At 66.5% G+C, this 24,211-nt stretch carries 16 protein-coding genes; 9 read left to right on the plus strand and 7 right to left on the minus strand.

The genetic code is table 11. From position 1 onward, the window contains the following. Positions 1-30: 30 nt before the first annotated feature. The gene (locus QTI04_RS05070; protein WP_286614407.1) at positions 31-7,113 is read right to left on the minus strand and encodes a peroxidase family protein; all 7,083 of its coding nucleotides are present in this window, start codon (positions 7,111-7,113) and stop codon (positions 31-33) included. Positions 7,114-7,780: 667 nt separating this feature from the next. Here QTI04_RS05070 and QTI04_RS05075 point away from each other — a divergent pair. After that, positions 7,781-9,136: a TolC family outer membrane protein gene (locus QTI04_RS05075; protein ID WP_286599215.1), complete on the plus strand. Its 1,356-nt coding sequence runs from the start codon at positions 7,781-7,783 to the stop codon at positions 9,134-9,136. A gap of 34 nt (positions 9,137-9,170) precedes the next feature. Here QTI04_RS05075 and QTI04_RS05080 read toward each other — a convergent pair whose 3' ends face one another. Continuing rightward, positions 9,171-9,953, minus strand: a complete 783-nt coding sequence (locus QTI04_RS05080) for an SDR family oxidoreductase (RefSeq protein ID WP_286614408.1) — start codon at positions 9,951-9,953, stop codon at positions 9,171-9,173. A gap of 118 nt (positions 9,954-10,071) precedes the next feature. On the opposite strand from QTI04_RS05080, the gene QTI04_RS05085 reads away from it, so the two are divergent. Then, a complete protein-coding gene (locus tag QTI04_RS05085; RefSeq protein WP_286597576.1) occupies positions 10,072-11,769 on the plus strand; it encodes an electron transfer flavoprotein-ubiquinone oxidoreductase in 1,698 nt (565 codons plus the stop codon). A gap of 7 nt (positions 11,770-11,776) precedes the next feature. Here the strand turns inward: QTI04_RS05085 and cysE are convergent, their stop codons facing one another. Together cysE and QTI04_RS05095 are read right to left on the minus strand one after the other, a co-directional pair. Further along, on the minus strand, positions 11,777-12,550 hold the full coding sequence (cysE, locus tag QTI04_RS05090; protein WP_286597574.1) for a serine O-acetyltransferase: 774 nt from the start codon (positions 12,548-12,550) through the stop codon (positions 11,777-11,779). A 36-nt stretch (positions 12,551-12,586) separates the two neighbouring features. After that, the gene (locus tag QTI04_RS05095) at positions 12,587-13,348 is read right to left on the minus strand and encodes an RNA methyltransferase (RefSeq protein WP_286614409.1); all 762 of its coding nucleotides are present in this window, start codon (positions 13,346-13,348) and stop codon (positions 12,587-12,589) included. Positions 13,349-13,486: 138 nt separating this feature from the next. On the opposite strand from QTI04_RS05095, the gene QTI04_RS05100 reads away from it, so the two are divergent. Genes QTI04_RS05100 through QTI04_RS05110 form a run of 3 tightly spaced genes read left to right on the plus strand, consistent with a single transcriptional unit; the run spans position 13,487 to position 17,822 of the window. After that, a complete protein-coding gene (locus QTI04_RS05100; RefSeq protein ID WP_286614410.1) occupies positions 13,487-14,515 on the plus strand; it encodes an inositol monophosphatase family protein in 1,029 nt (342 codons plus the stop codon). Next, positions 14,515-16,746: an FUSC family membrane protein gene (locus tag QTI04_RS05105; protein ID WP_286597570.1), complete on the plus strand. Its 2,232-nt coding sequence runs from the start codon at positions 14,515-14,517 to the stop codon at positions 16,744-16,746. Before QTI04_RS05100 ends, QTI04_RS05105 begins: the two co-directional genes overlap by 1 nt. Beyond that, positions 16,746-17,822: a mechanosensitive ion channel family protein gene (locus QTI04_RS05110; protein ID WP_286614411.1), complete on the plus strand. Its 1,077-nt coding sequence runs from the start codon at positions 16,746-16,748 to the stop codon at positions 17,820-17,822. The genes QTI04_RS05105 and QTI04_RS05110 overlap by 1 nt, the downstream gene beginning before the upstream one ends. A gap of 13 nt (positions 17,823-17,835) precedes the next feature. Here the strand turns inward: QTI04_RS05110 and pcaQ are convergent, their stop codons facing one another. Further along, positions 17,836-18,810, minus strand: coding sequence for a pca operon transcription factor PcaQ (gene pcaQ / locus QTI04_RS05115; protein WP_286614412.1), 975 nt, complete (start codon positions 18,808-18,810; stop codon positions 17,836-17,838). A 160-nt stretch (positions 18,811-18,970) separates the two neighbouring features. Between pcaQ and QTI04_RS05120 the strand changes: the two genes are divergently transcribed. Together QTI04_RS05120 and QTI04_RS05125 are read left to right on the plus strand one after the other, a co-directional pair. Then, on the plus strand, positions 18,971-19,966 hold the full coding sequence (locus QTI04_RS05120; protein ID WP_286614413.1) for a tripartite tricarboxylate transporter substrate binding protein: 996 nt from the start codon (positions 18,971-18,973) through the stop codon (positions 19,964-19,966). 68 nt (positions 19,967-20,034) lie between these two features. Further along, a complete protein-coding gene (locus QTI04_RS05125; RefSeq protein WP_286614414.1) occupies positions 20,035-21,351 on the plus strand; it encodes a sulfatase in 1,317 nt (438 codons plus the stop codon). A gap of 54 nt (positions 21,352-21,405) precedes the next feature. Here the strand turns inward: QTI04_RS05125 and QTI04_RS05130 are convergent, their stop codons facing one another. After that, a complete protein-coding gene (locus QTI04_RS05130) occupies positions 21,406-21,627 on the minus strand; it encodes a hypothetical protein (RefSeq protein ID WP_286597563.1) in 222 nt (73 codons plus the stop codon). A gap of 94 nt (positions 21,628-21,721) precedes the next feature. After that, the gene (locus tag QTI04_RS05135; protein WP_286597562.1) at positions 21,722-22,690 is read right to left on the minus strand and encodes a GyrI-like domain-containing protein; all 969 of its coding nucleotides are present in this window, start codon (positions 22,688-22,690) and stop codon (positions 21,722-21,724) included. A 98-nt stretch (positions 22,691-22,788) separates the two neighbouring features. Between QTI04_RS05135 and QTI04_RS05140 the strand changes: the two genes are divergently transcribed. After that, on the plus strand, positions 22,789-23,364 hold the full coding sequence (locus QTI04_RS05140) for a PadR family transcriptional regulator (protein WP_286614415.1): 576 nt from the start codon (positions 22,789-22,791) through the stop codon (positions 23,362-23,364). Positions 23,365-23,375: 11 nt separating this feature from the next. Continuing rightward, positions 23,376-24,209 (plus strand): siderophore-interacting protein, encoded by an 834-nt coding sequence (locus QTI04_RS05145; RefSeq protein ID WP_286614416.1) that lies wholly within the window; start codon positions 23,376-23,378, stop codon positions 24,207-24,209. The last annotated feature ends 2 nt before the right edge of the window (positions 24,210-24,211 follow it).

The raw sequence follows: 24,211 nt of genomic DNA on the forward strand, positions 1-24,211 counted from the left end.
GCCCTGCCCCGTCCCTCGTTTTGGTGCCGATCAGACGAAGTCGAAGTTGTCCGCCGTCACCGTGGCATTGGCCGTGAAGGTACCGATCAGGGTCAGCTCAGCTGCCGACACCTCCCCACCGCCGGCCTGGGTCCACTGCCAGAGGCTGAAGCTGTTGCCGTTGGTGTCGTTGACGACCAGCAACGCGTCCTCGCCGTTGGCTGCGGTGATGGCGAACTCGTTGTTGAATGCCGTTGCCACCAGCGCCGCGTTGCCAAGGTTCGCCGTCGTCACGCCTTCACCGCCGGCGCCCGTGAGCAACAGTGCCTCGACGTCGCCGTTGCCTTGCCCGACCGTGACATTGATCGTGCCGGCAGCCCCGTTACCCGAGGAGAACAGGAAGGCGTCGTTGTTGTTGCCGTCGTCCCAGGCCGTGTTGAGCGCGCCGGTGAACTCGATGCGGTCGTCCACACCCGCAGCGCCGTCGGCGTCGAAGTTGGTGACAACGTCGCCGAACTCGGTCGTCGCGCTGAACCGGAAGATGTCCTGCACGTTGTCGTTCGCCGCACCCGAGTTGATGGTGTCCGCGCCGATGCCGCCGATGAGAATGTCGCCGCCGGCCCCACCGTTGATGGTGTCGGTGCCCGCACCGCCGTTGAGCGTGTTGGCGCCGGCATCACCGGTCAGGTTGTCGTTGCCGGCACCGCCGGTGATGTTGAGGATGCTGGCAATGGAGGTGAAGCCCGTTGCCGTATCCACCGCACCCGAGAGGTTGACGGTGACCGCCGTCGTGGTCGCGCCGTAGGACAGCGTGTCGGCCGCGCCGCCGAGGTTGGCGATGACCGACTCGACGCCCGTAACCGTGCCACCTTCCATGGAGGTGATGGTCGTGCCCGTGAGCACCACATCCAGCACGTCGTTGTTGCCCACGCCGGTGATGTTCAGCGTGTCCGTTCCGGCGCCGCCGTCGATGGTGTCGGCACCGCCCCCGATCGCGTAGTTGATGGTGTCATTGCCACCGCCGCCGTTCAGCACGTTGTTGGCCGTGCTGCCGGTGATCGTGTCGCCTCCACCACCACCGGTGAAGTTCTCGATCCCCACCAGGACGTCGGAGTTGGCCGCATTGTTGCCAGAGCCTGTGACGACGATCGGCGCCGCGCCTCCCAGGTTCACCGTCAGTGCTGCCGCGTAGGCCGTGTAGTTGGCCGTGTCGGTGCCGGCGCCGCCATCGAGTGTGTCGCGCACGTTGTCAATCGTGACGCCCAGCGTGTCGTTGCCCGCTCCACCGCTGAGCAGATTGACGATGCCGGTGCCTGCGGTCCCGCTGCCGGTGAGCGTGTCGTTGAACGCGCTGCCCAACAGGTTCTCGATGGTCGCGAGCGTGTCGGTGCCCGCCCCACCGGTCGCCTGGGCGCCAGCAATGGCCAGTGACACCGTAACGCCCGCAGTCGCAGTGGCATAACTCGCGGTGTCGCTGCCGCCACCGCCTGTGAGGACGTTGTTTCCGGCGTTGCCGGTGATCACATTGGCCGACGCGTTGCCCGTGCCGTTGATGTTGCCAGTGCCCAGCAGTGTCAGGTTTTCAACGTCTGCATCGGTGATGGTGAAGGTGACGGTCGATTGCACGGTGTCCGTGCCGCCGCCGGCGCCTTCTGTGACGGTGTCCGTGGTGCTGTCGACGAGGAAGGTGTCGTTGCCGGCGCCGCCGTTCATCGCGTCGTTGCCAAGGCCGCCGTCCAAGAGGTCGTTGCCGTCGTCGCCGAACAGGTTGTCGTTGCCGGCGCCTGCGGTCAGCGTGTCGTTGCCGGCACCGCCGTCCAGGATGTCGTTGCCGTTCTCGCCGGTCAGGATGTCATCGTCATCGCCGCCGTTGAGGGTGTCGTTGCCTTCACCGCCGGTCAGCGTGTCGGTACCGATGCCGCCGTTGAGCGTGTCGTTGCCGCCCAACCCGCTCAGCGTGTCAGCGAGGTCGCCGCCGCTGATGACGTTGTTGAGCGCGTTGCCGGTGCCCACGAACGGATCGGCGTCGATGCCGGTGTAGGTCAGGTTCTCGACGTTGTCGATGAGCTCCAGAGAGTAGGTGATGAGCTCGGTCTGGATCTCGTCCGTGCCCTGTCCCGCCGCCTCGACCACCACGTCGAGGACGTCGTCGACGATGTAGGTGTCGCTGCCGTTCAGGCCCACCATCGTGTCGGCGTCGAGGCCACCGTCGAGCACGTCGTTGTCGCCGGCACCCGAGCCGCCCACCAGCAGGTCGTCGCCCAGCCCGCCGTTGAGCTGGTTGTCGCCGGTGCCGCCGAAGATCAGGTCATTGCCGCTGCCGCCGGTGATGACGTCACTGGTGCCCTGCTCGCCGACAATGAAGTTGTTCACCGTCGAGGCGGAGAAGTCCAGCGTGCGCGAGCCGCCCGTCGGGTCTTGCCGGCTGATGATGTAGTCGTCCACACCCAGCAGGTAGCCCGCGAAGCTGCCGTCGTTGAAGTTGATGCGCTCCACACCGGTCTGCGCGTTGCCGCCGGTGAAGTGGCCGGCAACGGTGACCGACTGGCCGTTGAAGTTGACCACCAGGCTGCCGTTGGCCGTGTTGGTGTTGTTGTCCTGCGCATTAAGGCCGGTGAGCGCCGTGCCAGCCGCCTGGATCACGATGCGGTCAGCGTCGCCGCCGCTCGTCGCGTTGACGGGTTCGTTGATGGTGTCGTTGCCATCCGCGAGGCCGAAGACGTAGGTGTCGTTGCCCAGGCCGCCGTTGAGCGTGTCGGTGCCCGCGCCGCCGACCAGCACGTCGTTGCCCGCCAGTCCGTTCAGGGTGTCGTTGCCGCCCAGGCCCAGCAAGAGGTCATCGCCGGCAGTGCCGGTGAGCGTGTCAGGGCCGTTGGTGCCGGTCACGATGCCGAGCACGGCGTCGGTGAACTGCAGGCGTTCGATGTTGCTCAGCGTGTCAGTGCCTTCGATCGGGTCGGCTGATACGTCAGTCACCGTCAGCCTGCCGTCCGCGTCCGTGCCGAATGCGTAGTTGGACAGCGGGCCTAGGTAGCGTACCGTGTCGGTGTCGCCCGCCGTGGCGTCCGTGCGGATGGTGCGCACAATCGCCAACTGGCCGGGGTTGATCTGCCCCGCGAACATGGCGTTGACCAGCGTCTTCATGCTGTTGTGCAACGCCGTGGGCGTTCCGGTGTGGTTGGGGTCGTCGGTCGCGAAGACGCCGATCTGCACATCCAGCCACTTGTCGCCGTCGATGATGTCGTCGCCGCCGCGGCCCATCATGATGTCGCTGCCGTCGCCGCCCAGGATGATGTCGCCGGCGATGTAGCTGGTGACGCCCGTGCCCAGCACGGCTTGCAGGCCGGCGATGCGCGCGATGCCTGCCCCGTCGAGCCGGCTGCCGGTGAAGCCTTCTGTGCCGCCCTGCGCAAAGGGAAGACGCTCTTCGGTGATGGTGTCGGCGCCGGTCAGCACGTCGTTGAAGCGCGAGCCCGAGAGGCCTTCGACCGACTCATAACCGTCGAGCGTGCCGTTTTGCGGCGGGTTCGGGTTCTCGTCGAACACGATGGCGCGGGTCAGGTCGGCGTCCACACCGAAGGTGTTGTCCTTGTAGGTCACCCAGTCCCAGCCTGACATGCCGGCCAGCTTGCCGCGGCCGGGGCTTCCCACCATGATGTCGTCGCCGCCTTCCGCGATGAACTCGTCGAAGCCGCCATCGCCCAGGAACACATCGTGGCCCACGATGCTGTCGGCCGCGAAGATTTCGTCGAAGCTGTCGCCGGGCGCGCCGTCGAAGGTGCCCGTCTCGATCCAGTCGTCGCCCTCGTTGCCGAGAATGCGCTCGGCGTTCTTGCTGCCGAGGATGAAGTCGTTGCCTTGGCCCGCGAAGACTTCGGAGCCCGCGTCGGTGCCCAGGACGATGAAGTCCTGGCCGTCGCCGCCCATGATCAGGTCGAGGCCGGGGCCGCCATGCACCACGTCATTGCCCGAGCCGGCCTTGATGTTGTCGTCGCCGCCGAGATCCCGAACGATGTCGTCGCCGTCGCCGGCGTTGATGATGTCGTTGCCGGCGCCGCCTTCGAGGTTGTCGTTGCCGCCGTCGCCGTGGATCGTGTCGTCGCCCTCGCTCGCGATGATGATGTCGGCGTTGTCGGTGCCGCCCAGCACGACGTGCTGGTCGCCCGTGTACCTCAGGTAGTTGGTGTCCGGGCCACTCGTCGCAGGATTGTTGCGGACCACCAGCGGCGTCAGGATGCCGCCGCCGGTCGGGTCGCCAGAAAACACGTTGTCGGCCGATTCATCGATTGCCGTGGTCGGGTCATCGACGAGGATGCCGTCCGCGCCAGCGGTTTCAAGTCCGGGGATTTCAGGGAATGGGTTGTACTGCTTGGTCCGATCCATTTCGAGGATCAAGCCTGGCGTCGAGAACACGTCCGACGGCAGGTGCGTCGCGTTCGTGTTGGTCATGATCATCTCGGCGAACGAGTTGTTCTCCATCTCGCCGAACAGGTGCAGGCCGTCGAGTCGCTGCAGGTAATAGAAGCGGTCACCGTTCTGCAGGTTCTCCATCTGCTGTTCGAACACGAAGTTGAACGTGGAGCCAAGCATGCCGCCGAACGGAAGAATCTTCTCGGCGAGGCCGCCGATCCACAGGTCGACGGTGTCGAGTCCGCCGCGTGCGCCGGCGGCACCGTATGCACCCGTGCCGTTGAGGAAGTCCTCGGCGTCCACCGGAACTACGAGGCCACCGACCGACACGCCGGTGATGATGGTGAGTGCCGCGTCCCGCTTGCCTTCGATGGTGGTCTGGCCGGTGATCAATGCATGCGTGCCGTAGGCTGCGATGAAATTGATGATCGACGCCTCGTGCTTGAGGTTGCCGGCAAAGTCGACCCAGCTGTCGTAGGGCCTCAGCTCCGCGGCGTTGTTGGTGGCGTTGTAGAACTGGGTCCGGGCGGCGTTGAGCGATGGCACCCCGGTGTCGCGGCCCCGCGCCAGATTGATGGTCGCCAGGTCGAGCGGCAGTCCGAGCAAGTTGTTGCGCAGCGCGCTGGTCACGAACTCGTCGATCTCGTTGCCGACCTGGCGCGTCATGCCGCGGATGATCGCGCCGGCGGCGATGTCGTCGGTGACCCCATGCGCGACGCCGTTCACGGAGTCGAACGCGACCGGATTGAGGAAGCCCTGGATCAAGCCGATGTCATCCCCGTTGAAATTCGGATCGAGGCGATCGATCGACTCGGTGAGCATCGAGTGGCCGAAGCGGTACACCACATGCGCGAACTCGGCAACGATCGACGGGTCGATCGTGACGTCGAAGCCATCCGGCACGACGAAGGGGTTGATCTGTGGCTGGATCTTTCGCGCGAACTCCTCGAACACAAGATGCTGGTACTGCATCTCGGTCGTGAACTTGGCGGACTGGAACAGGCGCTCGCCGTCCCAGACCAGGGCGTTTATCTGTGCCTCGGTTGTGGGCACCGCTGCGACATCGACAGCCAGCCACTCGTTGATGAAGGCCAGATCCCCGGTGCCCAGGATGACCTCCTTGTTGACATCGACCATGCGGTTGTGCTCGGCATGGAAGACATGATGGACGGCGGTCAGGCCGATGTTTTCGTTCACGCGGCCGTCGCCGGCGATGAAGTGGGCGTCGAGCAGTTCGTTGTCGTACTCGGTATCGCCGTTGCCCGGATTGGCCAGGCCGATCGTGATGTCGCCATCGGCGATCTTGCCGATCGGCACTGCTTCGTGCGCGATGTCGGCCAGGAACGCGTGGCCGGTGCGAAGCGCGAGTGCGGTCGTCGGGTTGACGGGGTTGTCTGGCGTTCCGGAGACGACGGTGTCATCCGCCGTGTTCGGAATGCCGTCGGCTCCGATGCCTGTGATGACCTGTGCGAACCCGGTCAGGGGGTCGGGAATGAAGTTGCCGTACTGATCCGTTCGGAGCAAGGGCACGCTGCCCACATCGAAGTCCGTCAGCTCGATGCCCAGAAGCAAGGCTTGCGCCTTGACTTCGCCCCATGTCGCCATGCCGCCGTTGCCGCCTTCGATCAGCTTGCCGGTCGCGACCGGCGCGCCGCCGGGGCCGGTCGGCGTGTACTGGCGCAGGAACACCTGATGCGAGGAATGCGAGGTGTAGGTCTGGTTCTGGTCGACGAAGGAGGTCGTGGTGTTCACCGGGCCGACGTCGTCTGCCGTGCCCATGATGCCGTCGGTCCCCGCGGACACGGTGGCGCGCGTCAGCACCATGAAGTTGGTCTGGCTGCCTGGGACGTAGAGCGGATCGTCCGGCTGAAGCGGAATGAAGACGGTGCCGCTGCCACCCTTGTTGACGAGGTCGAGGCCGTGGTCGAAGAACTGGCCGAACAGCGTGAACCATGAGTTGAACGAAGCCGAAAGGCCCCCGTCCGGCGACACGTTGGGCAGGCTGACGTTGTCGCCTTCCATCACGATGCCGAAGGGTTCGACGGCGGCGTCGCGAATCACGCGGGCCGCTTCCAATGCAGTGACCGTCAGCGCGTGAGCAGCATCCGCGGCGACCGACGCATCGAGGGCGGCCTGCTCCTCCGCGCTCGGAGGCGTGGCGGGATCGCCGTCACCGAGTTCTTCCGCGGCGGCGCGGGCGTTCTGCGCCACGACACGGGCCTGGTATTCGGTGTCGGAGGCGGGCTTGAAGGTCTCGTAGATGGCGGTGACGGCCGCGAGATCGGCCATGGCGTTGGCCGAGCCCGCGCGCTCCAGGGCGGTCAGGATCGCAGCCGGGTTGCCCAGGGTCTGGTCGACGAGCAGGTTGGAGATGGTCCGCAGGCTCGAGTCGAAGACGAGCGAGTTCGGGTTGTTGCTCGGGTTGTAGTTCGGCGCCGTCGGCAAGGAGGGCGCGGGCCCGGGACCGTCCGGATCGAACGGCGTGCCATCGGCGGGCCGGTACACCGGATCCATCAGCGACGGGAATTGCTGATCCGCCGCCCCCCAGGTCTCGTGCAGCAGGTTGTTGTAAGTGCCATCCACCGTCCGCAGGCCATAGCTGAGGTTGTACGCCGGCACCAGGCCATTGGGCCCGAACAGCGGCTGCCCCGCCGCGTGATCCTCCGCGATCTTGATCTGCGCGAGGATGAACTCAAGGTCTGCTTGATTGACGGTCACTGACATGTTGCGTCTCCTCTGGGGTGGTTGTTTCCGATGGTTCGAAAGCGTTACTTACGCCACAGACAGTCTCAATGCCGACTCTTAAGATCTCCTTAAGTGATTGGTAGTACTTCCGTGATAGTTCGCCATAGGGGCAATGGCTGGAGCGATCGTGAATCGGTAAGAAAAAAGGTTTGCAATTCCGATTAACCTTCCCATACATTCGACACCGCTGGTTGCGTAAAGCAATGCGGCACTCGACCACCGCCGGTCGCCTGCGCGCGCAGAAGACCGTCGGCGAGCCGACATCGGTCCAGAGAAGATCAATGTCCGGAGGAGATGAAAAATGCAGTCGTCGAAAGACCTTTCCCGAATCGCATCCGGCTGGCGTCCGCCTTTGCGGACCCAGCGGTCCCGCCAGGTTTTCCCGCCACCGCCCGACCCCTCGCAGGCTGCGGCCCTGCGTTGCCTGCATGGGCGACGGCACAAGCTTCGTCAATAGCGCCATCGAGCGGCAACGCCTTCTCCTGAAGGTGTGCAGTCGCCTGCGCCTCAAGACAGCAAGTGTTCATGACCCGGCGTAGCCGAGTTGTGCAGTCGTTCTTGCGCGCGTCATCGTCATCAACTCACGGGGAACGTATCCATGCGTCACGAACTGTCACGCGGCCACGCTACATCGACGACTGCGCTGATGGCGCTGCTGCTGGCGCTCGCCGCTGCGCCTGCCGAGGCACAGAGCCTGGTCGATCTCTACCGTCTGGCACAAGGCTATGACGCGGTCTACCAGGGTGCGCGAGCCCAGTACGAGGCCAGCGTGGCCAGGGCGGCGCAGGCACGCGCAGGTGTGCTGCCGGCGGTGGGTGTCACGGCAGGAGCCTCTTACACCGATCAGGATCTGACGACCGACAACAACTCCCTCTCGCGCGGCTTCAATGCACAGAACGCGGGCATCAATGCGACCCAGCCCTTGTATCGACCCGCCAACTGGGCGGCCTACCAGCAGGGCAAGCGGCAGCAGGAGATCGCCCGAGCGCAGTTGACCTTGGCCGAGCAGGACTTGGTCGTGCGCGTGAGCCAGGCCTACTTCGACGTGCTTGCGAGCCAGGACAGCCTGGCGCTGGTGCGGGCGCAGAAGATCGGCGTCGCCGAACAACTCGCCTCCGCCAAGCGCAATTTCGAAGTCGGCACTTCGACCATCACCGACACGCGCGAGGCTCAGGCGCGCTTCGATCTCGTCGTGGCACAGGAGATCGCCGCCGAGAACGATCTGCAGGTGAAAAAGATCGTCCTCGACCAACTCGTCGGGCAGGCTGGCAGCGTGCCGACGCCGCTCGCGGCCCCCGTCGTGCTGCCCGTTCTGATGCCGCGCGACGTGGATGTCTGGCTCGCGCAGGCCGAGGCCGGACATCCAGCCATCGTGCAGGCGGCCCTCGGGGTGGAGGTCGCGGAGTTGGAGGTGCGCAAGGCCGAGGCCGGGCACAAGCCCACGCTCGACGCGCAGCTGGGCTACAACGCCACCAACAATCCGCAGGGCACCACCACCAGCATCTCGACTGGCAAGGTGCGGGTGCGCGCGGCCAGCATCGGCGTGGTCTTCAACCTGCCCTTGTTCGCGGGTTTCGCAACCGAGAACCGGGTGAGAGAAACACTGGCGCTCGAGGACCAGTCGCGTTCCGCACTCGACAACACGCGGCGCAGCGTCTCGGTGTCGACCCGCGCCGCCTACCTCGGGCTGGTGTCGGGCGCCAGCCAGGTCAAGGCGCTCGAGGCCGCGGAAGCATCGAGCCAGGTGGCGCTGGACGCCAACCGCCTGGGTTACCAGGTCGGTGTGCGCATCAACATCGACGTCCTCAATTCGCAGAGCCAGCTGTTCCAGACCAAACGGGACCTGGCGCTGGCACGCTACAACGTGCTGCTGGGCGACCTGCGCCTGCGTCAGGCGAATGGCACGCTGACGGCCGACGACCTGCTGGCGCTCAACGCCACCCTGGCGCTCGACGGCAGGCCGGCCGTCGACAGTACGGCGCCCGTTGCGCGTCCGCGTTGAACCCAGGCGTGAGGGGTTGGCTCGCCGTGCCGCGTCAAAGTGCGAAGCCGTCGTCGGCCGCGATGACCGCGCCGTTGACGAAATGGCTCTGGCCGCTCGCCAGCAGCACGATCAGCCCATCGAGGTCTTCGGGCTTGCCGACCCGCTTGCGCGGCAGCATCCCCACCAGCTTCTGGCCGCCGTCGGTCACCCAGTGCTCTTCATTGAGCTCCGTCGCGATGTAGCCCGGACACAGCGCGTTGACATTGATGCCGAAACGGCCCCACTCCAAGGCCATCGCCTTCGTCATCTGCACCACCGCCGCCTTGCTCATGCAATAGACGCCGATCTGCGGCAGCACCTTGAGAGCCGCCACCGATGCGATGTTGATGATTCGACCGCCGATGTAGGTGCCCGGCGCCGCGCCCTTGGCACGCGCCAGCATGCGCTTGCCTACGGCCTGCGCGACGAAGAAAGTGCCCTTGACATTCGTGTCGAAGATGAAGTCGTAGTCGTCGCCGGACACTTCCTGCAATCGCTGCGTGGTGCTCACGCCCGAGTTGTTGACCAGGATGTCGATGGGGCCGACCTCCGTCTCGGCACGCGCCACGGCGGCATTGATGCTGTCGATATCGGTCACGTCGAGATCGACCACATGGGCATCTCCACCCTCGCCCTCGATGCGCGCGCGCAGTTCCTTCAGCTTGTCGGTGCTGCGGCTGGCCAGCACCACCGCGGCACCGGCACGGGCCAGGGTCTTGGCGAACTGGACGCCGAGGCCGCTCGATGCACCGGTGACGAAGGCCACCCGGCCTGAAAGATCGATGCTGTAAGCCATGGAGATGCTCCTGTTGGAGTCGCCAATGCGACGGCCCCGAGTGCATGCAACCGACGCATAAAATGGCCCGGCCCACCGCGGTGCCTCGCACCCTCAAATCATTATCGACGAGACCCACATGACGCACGACGAAATACTCGCCCAGTTCGGACCCCGCGAAGCCATGGAATACGACGTGGTCGTGGTCGGCGCTGGCCCTGCCGGCCTCTCGACCGCGATCCGGCTGAAGCAGCTGGCCGCATCGCATGGCAAGGACATCTCGGTCGTCGTGCTCGAAAAAGGCTCGGAGCCGGGCGCACACATCCTCTCGGGCGCGATCATGGATCCGCGTGCGCTGTTCGAACTGCTGCCCGACTGGGAAGAGATGGGCGCCCCGCTCAATCAGCCCGTCACGCAGGACACCTTCCTGATGCTGACCGAGACCGGCGCCACCCGAACGCCGAACTTCCTGTTGCCCAAGAACTTCCATAACGAAGGCAACTACATCGTGAGCCTCGGCAACGTCGTGCGCTGGTTGGCGCAGCAGGCCGAAGCCCTTGGCGTCGAGATCTTCCCCGGATTCCCCGCAGCGGAAGTGCTCTACACGGAAGACGGCAAGGTGCGCGGCGTTGCCACCGGCAACCTCGGCATCGGCAAGGACGGCGAACCCACCGAGAACTTCCAGCTCGGCATGGAACTGCTCGGCAAGTACACGGTGTTCGCCGAAGGCGCGCGCGGCCACCTGGGCCGCCAGCTCATCGCCAAGTACAAGCTCGACGCGGGCAAGGACCCGCAAAGCTACGGCATCGGCATCAAGGAACTGTGGGAGATCGACCCGGCGCGCCACGAGCCCGGACTGGCCGTGCACACGGCCGGATGGCCGCTGCCTTCCGACACCTATGGCGGTTCGTTCCTGTACCACGCGGAGAACAACCAGATCGTCATCGGCTACGTGGTCGGCCTCGACTACCAGAATCCCTATCTAAGCCCCTTCGAGGAGTTCCAGCGCTTCAAGACGCACCCGAACATCCGCTGGTACTTCGAAGGCCAGGACAAGGGCCTGAAGGCCCCCAAGCGCCTGAGCTATGGCGCACGCGCCATCACCGCCGGCGGTCTGCTGTCGCTGCCGAAGACCGTGTTCCCGGGCGGCGTGCTGGTGGGCTGCGAGGCGGGCTACCTGAACGCGAGCCGCATCAAGGGCAGCCACGCGGCCATCAAGACCGGCATGCTCGCGGCCGAGGCCGCCTACGAGGCCGTCACCGGCGGCCGCCAGCACGACGAACTCACCGCCTACCCGGCAGCTTTCGAGCGGAGCTGGCTGCACACCGAACTCAAGAAGGCGCGCAACTTCAAGCAGTGGTTCAAGAAGGGCCTGACGGTCGGCACGATCATGACCGGCATCGAGCAACTGGTGCTGCGCGGACACGTGCCGTGGACCATCCACCGTCACCAGTCCGACAACGAGCGGCTGAAGCGGGCCTCGGCATCCAAGAAGATCAACTACCCGAAGCCCGATGGCAAGCTGACCTTCGACCGCCTCTCTTCCGTGTTCATCAGCAATACCAACCATGAAGAGAATCAGCCGGCGCACCTGACGTTGAAGAACGCCGCGGTGCCGACCGAAATCAACCTGCCCGAGTACGCCGGTCCCGAAAGCCGCTACTGCCCTGCCGGCGTCTACGAATTCGTTCCCGACACGAACACTGGCAAGGAACGCCTGCAGATCAACGCGCAGAATTGCGTGCACTGCAAGACCTGCGACATCAAGGACCCGACGCAGAACATCGTGTGGGTCACGCCCGAAGGCGGAGGCGGACCCAACTACGTGGGGATGTGATCCGGGCTCACTTCCCGATCAACTGGGTGAGTCGTTCCGCCTCGAACGACTCATCCTTCGCCGCATCGCACGGCACGCAATCCTTCTTGCCAGGCTGTGTCGACAGGGTCTCGATCGCCTGCCAGAGCAACGCAATCTGATGCTCCTGGCCCGCGGCGTTGTCGATCAGTCCCTTCATCGCCTGGCTGACTGGGTCGTCCTCCAGCGTGACGCCGTAGGCCGAGAACTTGGCCGCCGGCTGGGCCACGTCGGCGCTCTCACCGGTCTTGGAGGGAATGATCCGGGCCGGAATGCCCACGGCAGTCGCGCCGGCGGGCACGGGCTTGATCACCACCGCGTTGCTTCCGATCTTGGCGCCGTCGCCGACCACGAAGCCGCCCAGCACCTTGGCGCCGGCACTGACCACCACGTTGCGACCCAGCGTGGGATGGCGCTTGGCGCCCTTGTAGAGCGAGGTGCCGCCCAGCGTCACACCCTGGTAGATCGTGCAGCCGTCGCCGATCTCGGCGGTTTCCCCCACCACGACGCCCATGGCGTGATCGAAGAACACGCGGTCGCCGACGATGGCGCCGGGATGGATCTCGATGCCCGTGAACCAGCGCGAGCACTGCGAAACGAAGCGTCCGAACCACTTGAGGCCGTGGGTCCAGCACCAGTGCGCCAGCCGGTGCAGCACGATGGCATGCAGGCCCGGGTAGAGGGTCAGGACTTCCCAGCGCGTGCGGGCCGCCGGATCACGGTCGAGGATGCACTGGATATCGGAACGCAGTCGCGAAAACATGCTTGCTTGTTGTTATATGGATATGGGGCGGGCAGTCTATAGCCCCGGGTCTTCGCGTACAGGGGATGGGGTTTTCGGGCCGCCTCGCGCCGCATCGCTCATCGCCTTGGCGATGCCGCGCAGGATGTGGATTTCCTCCTGCGTCGGCTGGGCACGGTTGAACAACTGCTGCAGCCGCGGCATCAGCTTCTTCGGAGCCTCGGGGTCCAGAAAGCCGATGTCCACGAGCGAGCGCTCCCAGTGGTCGAGCATGCCCGCCACCGCCTGCGCATCGGCCGCGCGCACGGGTGCCGTGGCATCGTGCACCTCGTAGCCGCCGAGGGCCAGGCGCCATTCGTAGGCGATCACCTGGATCGCGGCGCCGAGGTTCAACGATCCGAACTTCGGGTCGGTCGGGATGCTGAGCGCCACATTGCAGCGGTACACGTCCTCGTTGCGCATGCCGAAGCGTTCCGAGCCGAACAGGAAGGCCACGTGCTGCTCCTCGCCGTTGACCAGCGGTTCCAGATGCTCGCGCGGCGTGCGGGTCGGCGGGCCGAAGTCGCGCGGCACCATCGCGGTGGCGCACAGGTGCGTGACGCCATCCAGCGCTTCGTCCAGGGTCTCGACGATGCGGGCGTTGGCCAAGACATCCAGCGCACCGCTTGCGCGCTGGATGGTTTCCTCGCGCCGAAGCACGTTGGCCCAGCGTGGCGCGACCAGCACCAGGTCGCCGAAGCCCATGGTCTTCATGGCGCGCGCGGCGGCGCCGACATTGCCGGCGTGACTGGTCTGGATCAGGATGAATCGGGTACGCATGGAAGCTGGAAAAAAGAAGGCGGAGGTGCCGGCGGAGCGGAGCCGGTAAAATCCCCCGATTCTCGCTGCCCGCATCGCCGGGCCGCTTTCCAGGGGGCCGCATCCACATACCGCCCTTTATCGTTCTTCACACAATTCATGTCGTCCCCCAACCTGCACCCCATGCTCAACGTGGCCATCAAGGCCGCACGCGCCGCCGGCGCCATCATCAATCGCGCCGCGCTCGACGTCGAAGCCGTGCGCATCTCGCAGAAGCAGGTCAACGACTTCGTGACCGAAGTCGACCACGCGAGCGAGCACGCGATCATCGAAACGCTGATGACCGCCTACCCGGGGCACGGCATCCTGGCCGAGGAATCGGGTACCCAGCACGGGGCCAAGGACTCGGACTATGTGTGGATCATCGATCCGCTGGACGGCACCACCAACTTCATCCACGGCTTCCCGGTCTACTGCGTCTCGATCGCGCTGGCGGTCCGCGGCAAGATCGAGCAGGCCGTCATCTACGACCCGACGCGCAACGATCTGTTCACGGCCACCAAGGGCCGTGGTGCCTACATGAATGACCGCCGGCTGCGCGTCAGCAAGCGCACGCGCCTGCATGAATGCCTGATCTCGACAGGCTTTCCGTTCCGCACGGGCGACAACTTCAAGCAATACCTGGCCATCATGGCCGACCTGATGCCTCGTGCGGCGGGCCTGCGCCGCCCCGGCGCGGCAGCGCTCGACCTGGCTCACGTCGCGGCCGGCTTCACCGACGCCTTCTTCGAGACGGGGCTCAACATCTGGGACGTGGCGGCCGGCTCGCTGATCGTCACCGAAGCGGGTGGCTTGATCGGCAATTTCACCGGGGAGCCCGACTTCCTCGAACAGCGCGAGTGCCTCGCGGGCGCCCCGCGCATCTACGGTCAACTCGTGCCGCTGCTGGCCAAGTATTCGAAGTTCGCCAGCGTGGATGACAAGCTGCGCGCCAGCGACCGCGTGCGCGCCGTCGATCCCTCGGCCTCCGCGGGCGACACCTACGCGCGCAGCACCGTCGACATGAGCTCCGACACGGACGAGGCGGCCGAGCCCCCCCCGGAAAAAGCGCCCGTGCAGCGCAAGCTCACGCGCATCCGCCGCGAGGCTCCCGCCACGCCCGCCGAGGGCGACGCCCCCGCCAAGTGATGCACGCGCATCGCGCGGCCGCAGACCGTAGCCGCGCCGCGATGCGCGTGGCGTTGAGCCAGTACATCGCGAACGGCGTGTCGGTCGCCTTCGGGCTGCTGCTGATCTCGGGGGGCGTGCACCTGTTCCTGGGCACGCTCGCGGCGTCCGCCGCCTCGGTCGGCGTGATCGTCACCGCACCGCCCGATCTTGCCGCCCCGCGCCGGGGCAAGTTCTTCCAGATGCTGCCGGCGCCGCTGATCGGGCTGCCGCTGTTCTTCTGCGTCCAGCTGCTGCATGCAGCGCCCTTGCGTCTCGGCCTGCTGCTGGTGCCGGCAACATTCATCGCCTTCCTGGCGATGGCCTGGGGCAAGCGGGGCATTCCGATCGCCATCGCGGTCATGTTCTCGATGATCTTCTCGATGGCCACGCCGACGCCGACCGGCATGGCAGAAGCCGTCGAGCGCACGCTGTACTTCGGCCTGGGGGCGGGCCTCTACGTCATCTACGCCACGCTCGCCAATCAGCTCCTCAACGCCCGCTACCGCGTGCAGACGATGGCCGACCTGCTGCTGTCGCTGGCCGCGCTGATGCGCACCGAGGCCTGCCAGTTCACGCCCATGGACGAATCCGGCGACGTGCGCGAAGTGCCTGCCTCGCTGCTCAGCCGCCTCCTGCGCGAACAGGCCGCACTGGCCGACCAGTTGCAGGCCGCGCGTGACATCGTTCTCGAATCGCCGCGCACGCCGCGCCGGCAGCGACTCGCCGGCATGCTGATGACGGTGCTCGAACTGCGCGACCTGCTGTTGGCGAGCGAACTCGATATCGACGCGCTCAAGGCGCATCCCGGGCATGCCGCGGCACTGGTCGAGATGCGGCGCATCCTCGAAGAGCTGGCTGGCGACACCACAGCGCTGGCCGACGCGCTACTGCTCGGGCGCCAGCCGGCCGTGGTGATCGACCGGCGGCCCCAGCTCGCGGCGATCCGCCTCGTCGAGGACGCAGCGCCGAAAGGCGGCTACACGGGCCCCACGCCCGCCGTGCTCGCGCGCGGCCTGGCGAGCCGCATCGGCCACATCAACGACGAGGTGCTGCGCCTCTCGGCACTCGCCCGCGGCGACATCGAGCCGAACCTGGCCGTCGTGCGCGCCAGCTGGCAGATGTTCGTGAGCCCGACAGATTGGTCGTGGCGGCCCTTCCTTGCCCTGTGGAAATGGGACGCGCCTCCGCTGCGCCATGCCATCCGGGCCGCGCTCGCGATCGCGGCCGGCTACGGCATCGCACTGGCGATGCCCTGGGGCTCGCACGACTACTGGATCCTGCTGACCATCGTGGTCGTGCTGCGCGGCAGCCTGTCGCAGACGCTGGAACGCCGGAACAGCCGCGTGGCCGGCACCTTGCTGGGCTGCGTGTTCGCGGTCGCCCTGCTTTCCGCACACCCGACGCCGCTGGCACTGCTGTTTGCCATGACGCTGGCGCAGGCGATCGCGCACGGTTTCGCGGTTCGGCGCTATCTCATCACCTCCGTCGCGGCCACGGTGCTCGGGCTGGTTCAGGCGCACATGCTGAACACCGGCATGAGCACCACCTTCGCGCTCTTCGAGCGCGTGGCGGACACGCTCATCGGCGCGGCGGTGGCATGGGCCTTCTGCTACGTGCTCCCCTCGTGGGAGCGCGGCCAGATCCCGGCGCTCGTCGCGCGCGTCCTCACCGCACAAGCGCGCCACGCACGGCTTGCACTGGGACTCGGGCAATTGCGCTCGGTCGACGCCAGCCCTGAGCTCGAATGGCGGCTGGCGCGCCGCGAGGCCTACGACAGCCTTTCGGCGCTGGTGCAGGCCACGCAACGCTCGCTGTCGGAGCCACGCGCCGTGCAGCCGCCGCTCGAACCGCTGGAACATCTGCAGGCCCACAGCTACCAGTTGCTGGCGCAGTTGAGTGCCGTCAAATCGATGCTGGTCCTGCGGCGCGACCGGCTGACACCGGCCGACATCGAGGGACCGCTGGCCCGCACGGCCCAACGCATCGAAGCCATGGTCGGCGCCCCACCCACCGGCGGCCCCGCCATGCCCGAAAGCTCACCCGCGAGCACCCTCGCCGGTCCGATCCCTCTGCCCGACCCCTTCGACAACGACATCACGCCCTGGCTGCTGCGCCGCCTGGATCTGGCCACGGTCATTGCGGGGCAGTTGCGCGACGATGCGGCACGCATCCTGCAATCGCTCGCCGAGAATGCCCCCGAGGCAACTTGATGATGAAAGAATTGCTCGCCAACCCGTGGTTCGGACCCCTGGTCGCGGCGCTGATTGCCGTGCCGCTGTCACTGCTGATCCACCGCATCGGCGGCATGGTGCTGGAGCGCGTCACCCGCTCGGTGCCGGCGCTGCACACGATGCTTCTGAGCATCAAGCTGCCCGCCAAGGTCGTGCTGCCGCTGGTCGCCCTCCAGCTCATCTGGCAGGCTGCGCCCGATGACCTGCGCTTCGTCGGCAACGTGCGGCACCTGAACGGGCTGCTGCTGATCGCGGCCGCGACGTGGCTCGCGGTCGGTGCGGTCAGCGGATTCGCCGAAGGTATGGTCAAGCAGCATCCTTCCGACGTGAGGGACAACCTGGAGGCCCGCCGCGTGCTGACGCAGGCGCGCGTGCTGGCCCGCACCGCGAACTCCGTGTTGCTGGTCGCAGGCGGCGCACTGATGCTCATGACCTTCCCGGGCGCGCGCCAGGTCGGTGCCAGCCTGCTGGCTTCGGCGGGGGTGATCGGTATCGTCGCCGGTCTGGCCGCGAAGCCCGTTTTCAGCAACCTCATCGCCGGCCTGCAGATCGCGCTCGCCCAACCGATCCGTCTCGACGACGTGCTGGTGGTCGAGGGGGAATGGGGCCGGGTGGAGGAAATCAATGGCACCTTCGTCGTGCTGCGGATCTGGGACGACCGCCGGCTCATCCTGCCCCTCACCTACTTCATCGAGCAGCCGTTCCAGAACTGGACGCGCCACGATTCGCAGTTGCTCGGCTCGGTCTTCGTCTTTGCCGACTACGGCATGCCGCTTGCGCCGCTGCGGGCCGAGGTGGAACGCATCGTGAAAGCGGCGCCGGAGTGGGACGGCCGCTTCTTCAACCTGCGCGTGACCGACGCGACCGAACGGACCATGCAGATCCGGGTGCTCTGCACGGCTGCCTCTTCGGCGCTGGCATTCGATCTGCGCTGCACGGTGCGCGAAGGGCTGATCGATTTCATGCAGCGCGAATACCCGCAGTTCCTGCCGAAGGTGCGTTTCGACAGCGAGTCGGAGCCGCGGGCTGCTGCCGGGGCGATGGAGCCGCGCTGAACCGGTTCGCCTTTCAGGAGGGCCGTCGAGTGCGTCGCGCGGGCTTCGGCGCTGGCGCCGATGCAGCGGCGGCTGCGCGTTGCCGGAGCACGCCGTGGATCGCCTCGATCAGCAGGCGCGCGCCCTCGCTGGGCTCGCCCGCACGCCGCATCGTCAGTCCGACCGGCCCTTCGGTGCTGTGCGTATCGATCGCGATGCGAGACAGTTCGCCGCGCCCCAGATAGGCCTCGACGGCCCCCTGCGGCGCAAACCAGACGGCATCGGAGCGCCGCATCAGCCCGACCGCAAAGCTCGTGTCCGTCGCCTCGATCAGGCAGCGCGGCGGCACCATGCCTTGCGCGAGAAGAAAGGCGTCCGCCGTGTGCCGGATCAGCGTGCCGGACACCGGCATCACCATCGGAAATTCGGCCAGCGCATCGAGCGTCGGCCGCCGCGACACGGCGAGCGGATGTCCGGGGCGGGCGACCAGCAGCAGCGGTTCGCTGTAGAGCTGCTCGAAGGCGAGGTCGGCCATCGCCGACGCCTGCGCGATGCGCCCCAGCACGAGATCGATTTCGCCTTGGCGCAACTGGGTCATCAACTGCGCGTTGGTGCCACTCGCGACACGCACGCGCAATGCCGGCGTCGACGCATGCAATGCCGCGACAGCCTCTGGAAGCAGGCTCGCGGCCATGTTGGGCAACGCGCCGACGGCGACGCGGACCTGGTCCAGTTCCGGCTGATCGAGCGCAAGGGTCAATCCCTCTCGCAGTCCGCGAAGCGCGGCAACGGCGTGGCGCACCAGCACATCGGCGGCCGGCGTGAGCTCGACCCCGCGCCGCCGCCGGACGAGCAACTGACGACCCACGATGTCTTCGAGTTCGGCAATGGTCTTGGAGACTGCCGGTTGCGTGAGCGCGAGCACCTTCGCTGCGCGAACGAGATTGCGCTCCTGACCGACCATCACAAGGCACTGCAGGTGCCTGAGCTTGAGGCGAGCAAAGTTCATGGCTGGAATGTGCCGCCCCTTGGGGAGCCAGGCGCTCCAATATAACCATCCGGAATAGCTGGTGGAAGAGCTTTCAGTTGTGCCGGCAGCGTCGTCCTCCTAGAGTGCCCCCACGGACCAGCGGCCGACGCCGCCGCGTCGATCACGGAGACAAGCACACATGACCAGCCACGACTCTTTCGGCGCGCTGCGCCGCCTCGGCCTGATGGCCACCTGCACCCTGTTGGCTGCAGGCCCGATCACGCAGGCTGCACATGCCGACACGGCCTACCCCACCAAACCGGTGAAGTTCATCACCGGCTTCCCGGCCGGCGGCCCGCTCGACATCCTCGGCCGCGCGCTGGCCGAACCGCTGCAGAAGGAACTCAAGCAGCCTTTCGTGGTGGACAACCGGCCCGGCGCCGGCGGCAACATCGGCGCCGATCTGGTCGCGAAGAGCCCGGCCGACGGCTACACGGTGCTGCTCACGATCGACACGACCTTCACCATCAATCCGCATGTGTACGCATCGATGCCCTTCGCGACGAAGGACCTGAAGCCGTTGATGATCTTCAGTTCGTCGGGCCTGACGTTCGGTGTCGGCCCTTCCGTCGGCGCGAAGACGCTGCCGGAGTTCGTGACGCAGAGCAAGTCCGAAGCCTCGACCTTCGGGTCCGCGGGCAACGGCAGTCCGGGCCACATCGCTGCCGAGATTTTCTCCACTGCGACGGGCGCCAGGATCACGCACGTTCCGTACAAAGGCAACGCGCCGGCGGTGATGGCGCTGCTGTCGAATGAAGTGCAGGCCGGCATCCTTGCGACGCCGGGTCTCCTGCCGCACATCCAGTCAGGCAAAGTGCGGCCGCTGGCGGTCACCGGCCGTCAGCGTTCGCCGCTGTTGCAACATGTGCCGACGGTCGGGGAACTGGGCCTGAAGGATCTGGAGTTCGAAGTGCTCTACCTCGCCATGGTCCCCGCCGCCACGCCCGAACCGGTGATGCAGACGCTGCGCAAGGCCCTGCAGTCCGCGATGGCGCTGCCCGAAATCAAGTCGCGACTGGCAACACTCGACATGGTGGCGCTGGGCGAGACCGGCAATGCCGCCGTCGAGCATCTCGACGCCAGCAGCGTGCGCTACGGCAAGATCGTCAAGTCCACCGGCATGAAGGTCGACTGAGGCAGCATGATGGTCGCGCGAGCGCCTCCGCCCGCGCGAGATCCGATAGCGACTGAGCGAGCAAACCCATGCAGAAACCCAACATCATCTTCATCGTGGCCGACGATCTCGGCTATGCCGACCTCGGCTGCTACGGGGGCCGGGACGCCACCTTCGGCCCCGTGTCGCCGGTGCTCGACCGGCTCGCCGCCAAGGGCATCAAGTTCACACAGGGCTATGCGAACTCGCCCGTGTGCTCGCCCACCCGCTTCGCGATGATCACCGCGCGCTACCAGTACCGCCTGCGCGGCGCGGCCGAGGAGCCCATCAACAGCAAGAGCCGCGGCAGCACATCGCTGGGATTGCCGCCGGAGCACCCCACCCTGCCCTCGCTGCTGCGCGGCGCCGGTTACCGCACCGCCCTCGTCGGCAAATGGCACCTGGGCTTTCCGCCGGCCTTCGGGCCGCTGCGCTCGGGCTACGAGGAGTTCTTCGGGCCGATGTCGGGCGGCGTCGATTACTTCACCCACTGCGATTCCAGCGGCAGGCATGACCTGTGGTTCGGCGAGGAAGACTGCCGGCAGGAGGGCTACCTGACGGATCTGCTCTCGCAACGCGCGGTCGACTACGTGGAGCGCATGGCGCAGCAGGAAGCCCCTTTCTTCCTGAGCCTGCACTACACCGCACCGCACTGGCCGTGGGAAACGCGCGAGGACGAGGCCAAGGCGCCCACGGTCAAGAACAATCTGTTCGACCTCGCGGGCGGCAACATCCACACCTACCGCCGCATGATCCATCACATGGACGAAGGCATCGGCTGGATCATGGCGGCGCTCGAAAAGCACGGCATGGCCGACAACACGCTTGTCGTCTTCACCAGCGACAACGGCGGCGAACGCTTCTCCGACAACTGGCCGCTGGTCGGCGGCAAGATGGACCTGACCGAAGGCGGCATCCGAGTGCCATGGATCGCGCACTGGCCAAAGGTCATCGGCGCGGGCGGAGAGAGCGCGCAGCACTGCATGACGATGGACTGGTCGGCGACCATGCTCGAAGCGGCGGGCGTGGCGGCGAATCCGCAGTACCCGCTGGACGGCGTTTCCCTGCTTCCGGTGCTGCGCGATGCCACGCAGACCTTTGCGCGGCCCCTGCACTGGCGCATGAACCACCGCGGGCAACGCGCAATGCGCGACGGCGACTGGAAGTACCTGCAGGTCGACGGCAACGAATACCTCTTCAACATCCCGGGCGACGAGCGTGAGCGGACCAACCAGGCGCACAAGCAGCCCGAGCGTCTGGCCGCGATGCGCGACGCCTGGCTCGCCTGGAACGCGACGATGCCGCCAATTCCGGAGGATGCGACCGTGAGCCTTGGCTACTCCGCCAAGGACATGCCCCAGCGATGAGCCAGACAGCAAAAAGCCCCTCGTGAGGGGCTTTTTAGCGGCTGCGCGGCAGGATCAGCTGGCCTTGAGGGCCAGTGCCGGCTGCTGGGCCGATGCGCGCAGGAAACGCACGGTGCGAACCACGGTGTCGAAGCCTTTGGCAAGAACCTTCAACGCGGGCCGAGCGATGGAGGGTTCGTCGCGGCCGATATGGCGAGCGTCATCGCCGGCCAGTTCACGCTCGAACGAGTCGGTGAACTTCGGGTTGCGGGGGAAGTACCAGTTGGAAGAGGTCATAAGTAGTATTGTAAGGGTTTACCCTAGACCTTTCAATACCCGCCCCACGGCGCCGCAGCGAACCGGGCAACCCGTCACGGAATCGTCGTTGCCACTACAACGCCCGCACCGGCATACACAACTCGCAAGCGAAGGCGCCGGTCGTTTCGTCGACGGCGAAGTCCTTGCCATAGACCTCGACCGGCGGCGCATCGTCGGCCTGATAGCCGCTGTCGGGCAGCCAGTCGCAAAGCTGCACCCACGCCGCGTGGATTTCCGAGGCGGTACCTGCAAAGGCAACGCACGCAAAGCGCCCGCCGCGCAGGGTCTGCACGCCGACTTCGCCCTCGGGTCGGAAAGCGTCGTCGACCTCGATGCACGCGTCGTAGCGACACTTTTCGGGCGGCGTCACGTCTGCGTTGTCGTGGCTGATGCCGTACATCACGCGGCGGGGCTGCATCAGCCCCTTCTGCTCGCACCACGCCGCAAAACGCTGCCAGGTGCGCGTGATCTCGGGGCTGCCGTAGGGCCCGACCTGCCGCATGTAGGCCACGCGGGCCGGCGCGATCGTCTTGAGTTCGACCTTCATTTGTCCGTTTCCTGAATCTGCACCGTGAGGAACATGGCCCTTCGGCCAGGAGCGCTCATCGTGCAGGAAGGCTTCCGCGACGGCTTGATGCCGATTGCGGTCCGCTTGATGAATCTTGCCAAGCTGGATGCGGCGGGTCTCCGCCCACGCGCGGAACGCACCCCGCCTCCAGACCGTCGGCGTGACGCCGAAATGCGCGCTAAAGGAGCGGGTGAACACCGCCGCCGATCCGAAGCCGACATCGAGCGCAATGGCCAGCACGGGCTCGGGCGGCAGGAACAGCAACCGGGCCGCAGCCACCTCCAGCCGGCGCCGCCGGACGCGATCAGCCAGCGTCTCGCCGGTCATGGCCTGGAACACACGGTGGAAATGCCACGCCGAAAAGTTCGCCACCTCCGCCAGCCTCGCGAGATCCAACGGTTCGGCAAGGTGGCCGTCGATGTGGTCGATCACGCGGTTGATGCGCGCGACGTAGGCATGGCGTGGACTGCTCACACACCGCTCCGCGCGCGCAGCGGCCCAAGGTCAGACTTGACTTCGACACTATTTAGATATATCTTTAACAAATCAGATGACGACACAGAAAGACTCCCATGCGGGATTTCAAACGCTTTTTACACGGCACCCAGCGCGGTGAACACGGCGACGGCCTGAGCGGCGGACGCGAGCACCATGCCGGCCCGCGCGGCGGGCGCGGCGGCGGCCGGGTGTTCGGCCATGGCGGTCTGCGCTTCGTGCTGCTGCAGCTGATCGCCGACAAGCCCAGCCACGGCTACGAGCTCATCAAGGCCATCGAGGAGCGCCTCGGCGGCCGCTACAGCCCCAGCCCTGGCATCGTCTACCCCACGCTCACCCTGCTCGAGGAACTCGGCTACGTGAGCGTCGATACCGCCGACGGCGGTGGGCGCAAGCGCTACACGGTCACCGATGGCGGCAAGGATTTCCTCGCCGCCAACCGCGAAACGACCGACGAAATGATGGCCCGCATGGACGGCGGCGTCGACGGCGCCGGCCCCCGGGCCGGCCGGCCGCCGCAGGTGATCCGTGCCATCGAGAACCTCAAGCTCGCGATGCGCATGCGCCTCGCGCGCGAACCGCTCACAGAACAACAAGCCCACGAATTCGCCGCAGTGCTCGACAGCGCCGCCCAACAACTGGAACGCATCTAGAAAACTCCCGCATGACCGAAACCTCGACACCCTCCTCCACCCCCGACCGCCTGCCGCGGCGCGTGCGCCACGAGCTGCGATTTCGCAAGCTGCAGGTGCAGAAGGTGCAGCGCGTCACGCCGCACCTGATCCGCGTCACGCTCTCAGGCGACGATCTCGCGGGCTTCACCAGCCCGGGCTTCGACGACCACGCCAAGATCTTCTTTCCCGACGAGAAGACCGGTGCGCTGGTCGTGCCGAGCGTCGGCCCCGACGGCCCCGCCTGGCCGGCTGGCCAGAAGCCCGCCATGCGCGACTACACTCCGCGCCGCCATGACGCCGAGGCCGGCACGCTCGAGATCGATTTCGTGCTGCACGACGCCGGCCCCGCCACGCTGTGGGCGGAAACCGCCAAACCGGGCGACACCCTCGGCGTGGGTGGCCCGCGCGGCTCCTTCATCATTCCGACCGCTTTCGACTGGCATCTGCTGATCGGCGACGACACGGCGCTGCCTGCGATCTCGCGTCGGCTGGCCGAGTTGCCGGCCGGCGCGCGCGTCGTGGTGCTGGCGGAAGTCGACGGCGAGGCCGATGAGATCGCCTTCGAAACTGCAGCCGAGCTCGATCTGCAATGGGTGCACCGCCGCGATGCCGAGCCTGGCGTGGGCGCACCCTTGCTCGACGCGCTGCGCAAGCTCAAGCTGCCGGAGGGCGACTTCCACGCCTGGGTGGCCTGCGAGTCGACAGCAGCCAAGGCGCTCCGTGCGCATCTGGTCGGCGAGCGCGGCGCGAATCCCAAGTGGATCAAGGCGGCGGGCTATTGGCGCCTCGGTGCGGTCGCCACGCATGACACCCACGAGGACTGAAG

This window comes from Variovorax sp. J22R115 (assembly GCF_030317005.1).
Classification (GTDB): Bacteria; Pseudomonadota; Gammaproteobacteria; order Burkholderiales; family Burkholderiaceae_C; genus Variovorax.

Bases quoted from the DNA above. Each gene is read 5' to 3' on its own strand.
- QTI04_RS05070 (WP_286614407.1), bottom strand. From the start codon at position 7,113: ATGTCAGTGACCGTCAATCAAGCAGACCTTGAGTTCATCCTCGCGCAG.
- pcaQ (WP_286614412.1), bottom strand. From the start codon at position 18,810: ATGAACTTTGCTCGCCTCAAGCTCAGGCACCTGCAGTGCCTTGTGATG.
- QTI04_RS05080 (WP_286614408.1), bottom strand. From the start codon at position 9,953: ATGGCTTACAGCATCGATCTTTCAGGCCGGGTGGCCTTCGTCACCGGT.
- QTI04_RS05110 (WP_286614411.1), top strand. From the start codon at position 16,746: ATGATGAAAGAATTGCTCGCCAACCCGTGGTTCGGACCCCTGGTCGCG.
- QTI04_RS05075 (WP_286599215.1), top strand. From the start codon at position 7,781: ATGGCGCTGCTGCTGGCGCTCGCCGCTGCGCCTGCCGAGGCACAGAGC.
- QTI04_RS05140 (WP_286614415.1), top strand. From the start codon at position 22,789: ATGCGGGATTTCAAACGCTTTTTACACGGCACCCAGCGCGGTGAACAC.
- QTI04_RS05145 (WP_286614416.1), top strand. From the start codon at position 23,376: ATGACCGAAACCTCGACACCCTCCTCCACCCCCGACCGCCTGCCGCGG.
- QTI04_RS05130 (WP_286597563.1), bottom strand. From the start codon at position 21,627: ATGACCTCTTCCAACTGGTACTTCCCCCGCAACCCGAAGTTCACCGAC.
- QTI04_RS05095 (WP_286614409.1), bottom strand. From the start codon at position 13,348: ATGCGTACCCGATTCATCCTGATCCAGACCAGTCACGCCGGCAATGTC.
- QTI04_RS05085 (WP_286597576.1), top strand. From the start codon at position 10,072: ATGACGCACGACGAAATACTCGCCCAGTTCGGACCCCGCGAAGCCATG.
- QTI04_RS05100 (WP_286614410.1), top strand. From the start codon at position 13,487: ATGTCGTCCCCCAACCTGCACCCCATGCTCAACGTGGCCATCAAGGCC.
- QTI04_RS05125 (WP_286614414.1), top strand. From the start codon at position 20,035: ATGCAGAAACCCAACATCATCTTCATCGTGGCCGACGATCTCGGCTAT.
- QTI04_RS05105 (WP_286597570.1), top strand. From the start codon at position 14,515: ATGCACGCGCATCGCGCGGCCGCAGACCGTAGCCGCGCCGCGATGCGC.
- QTI04_RS05120 (WP_286614413.1), top strand. From the start codon at position 18,971: ATGACCAGCCACGACTCTTTCGGCGCGCTGCGCCGCCTCGGCCTGATG.
- cysE (WP_286597574.1), bottom strand. From the start codon at position 12,550: ATGTTTTCGCGACTGCGTTCCGATATCCAGTGCATCCTCGACCGTGAT.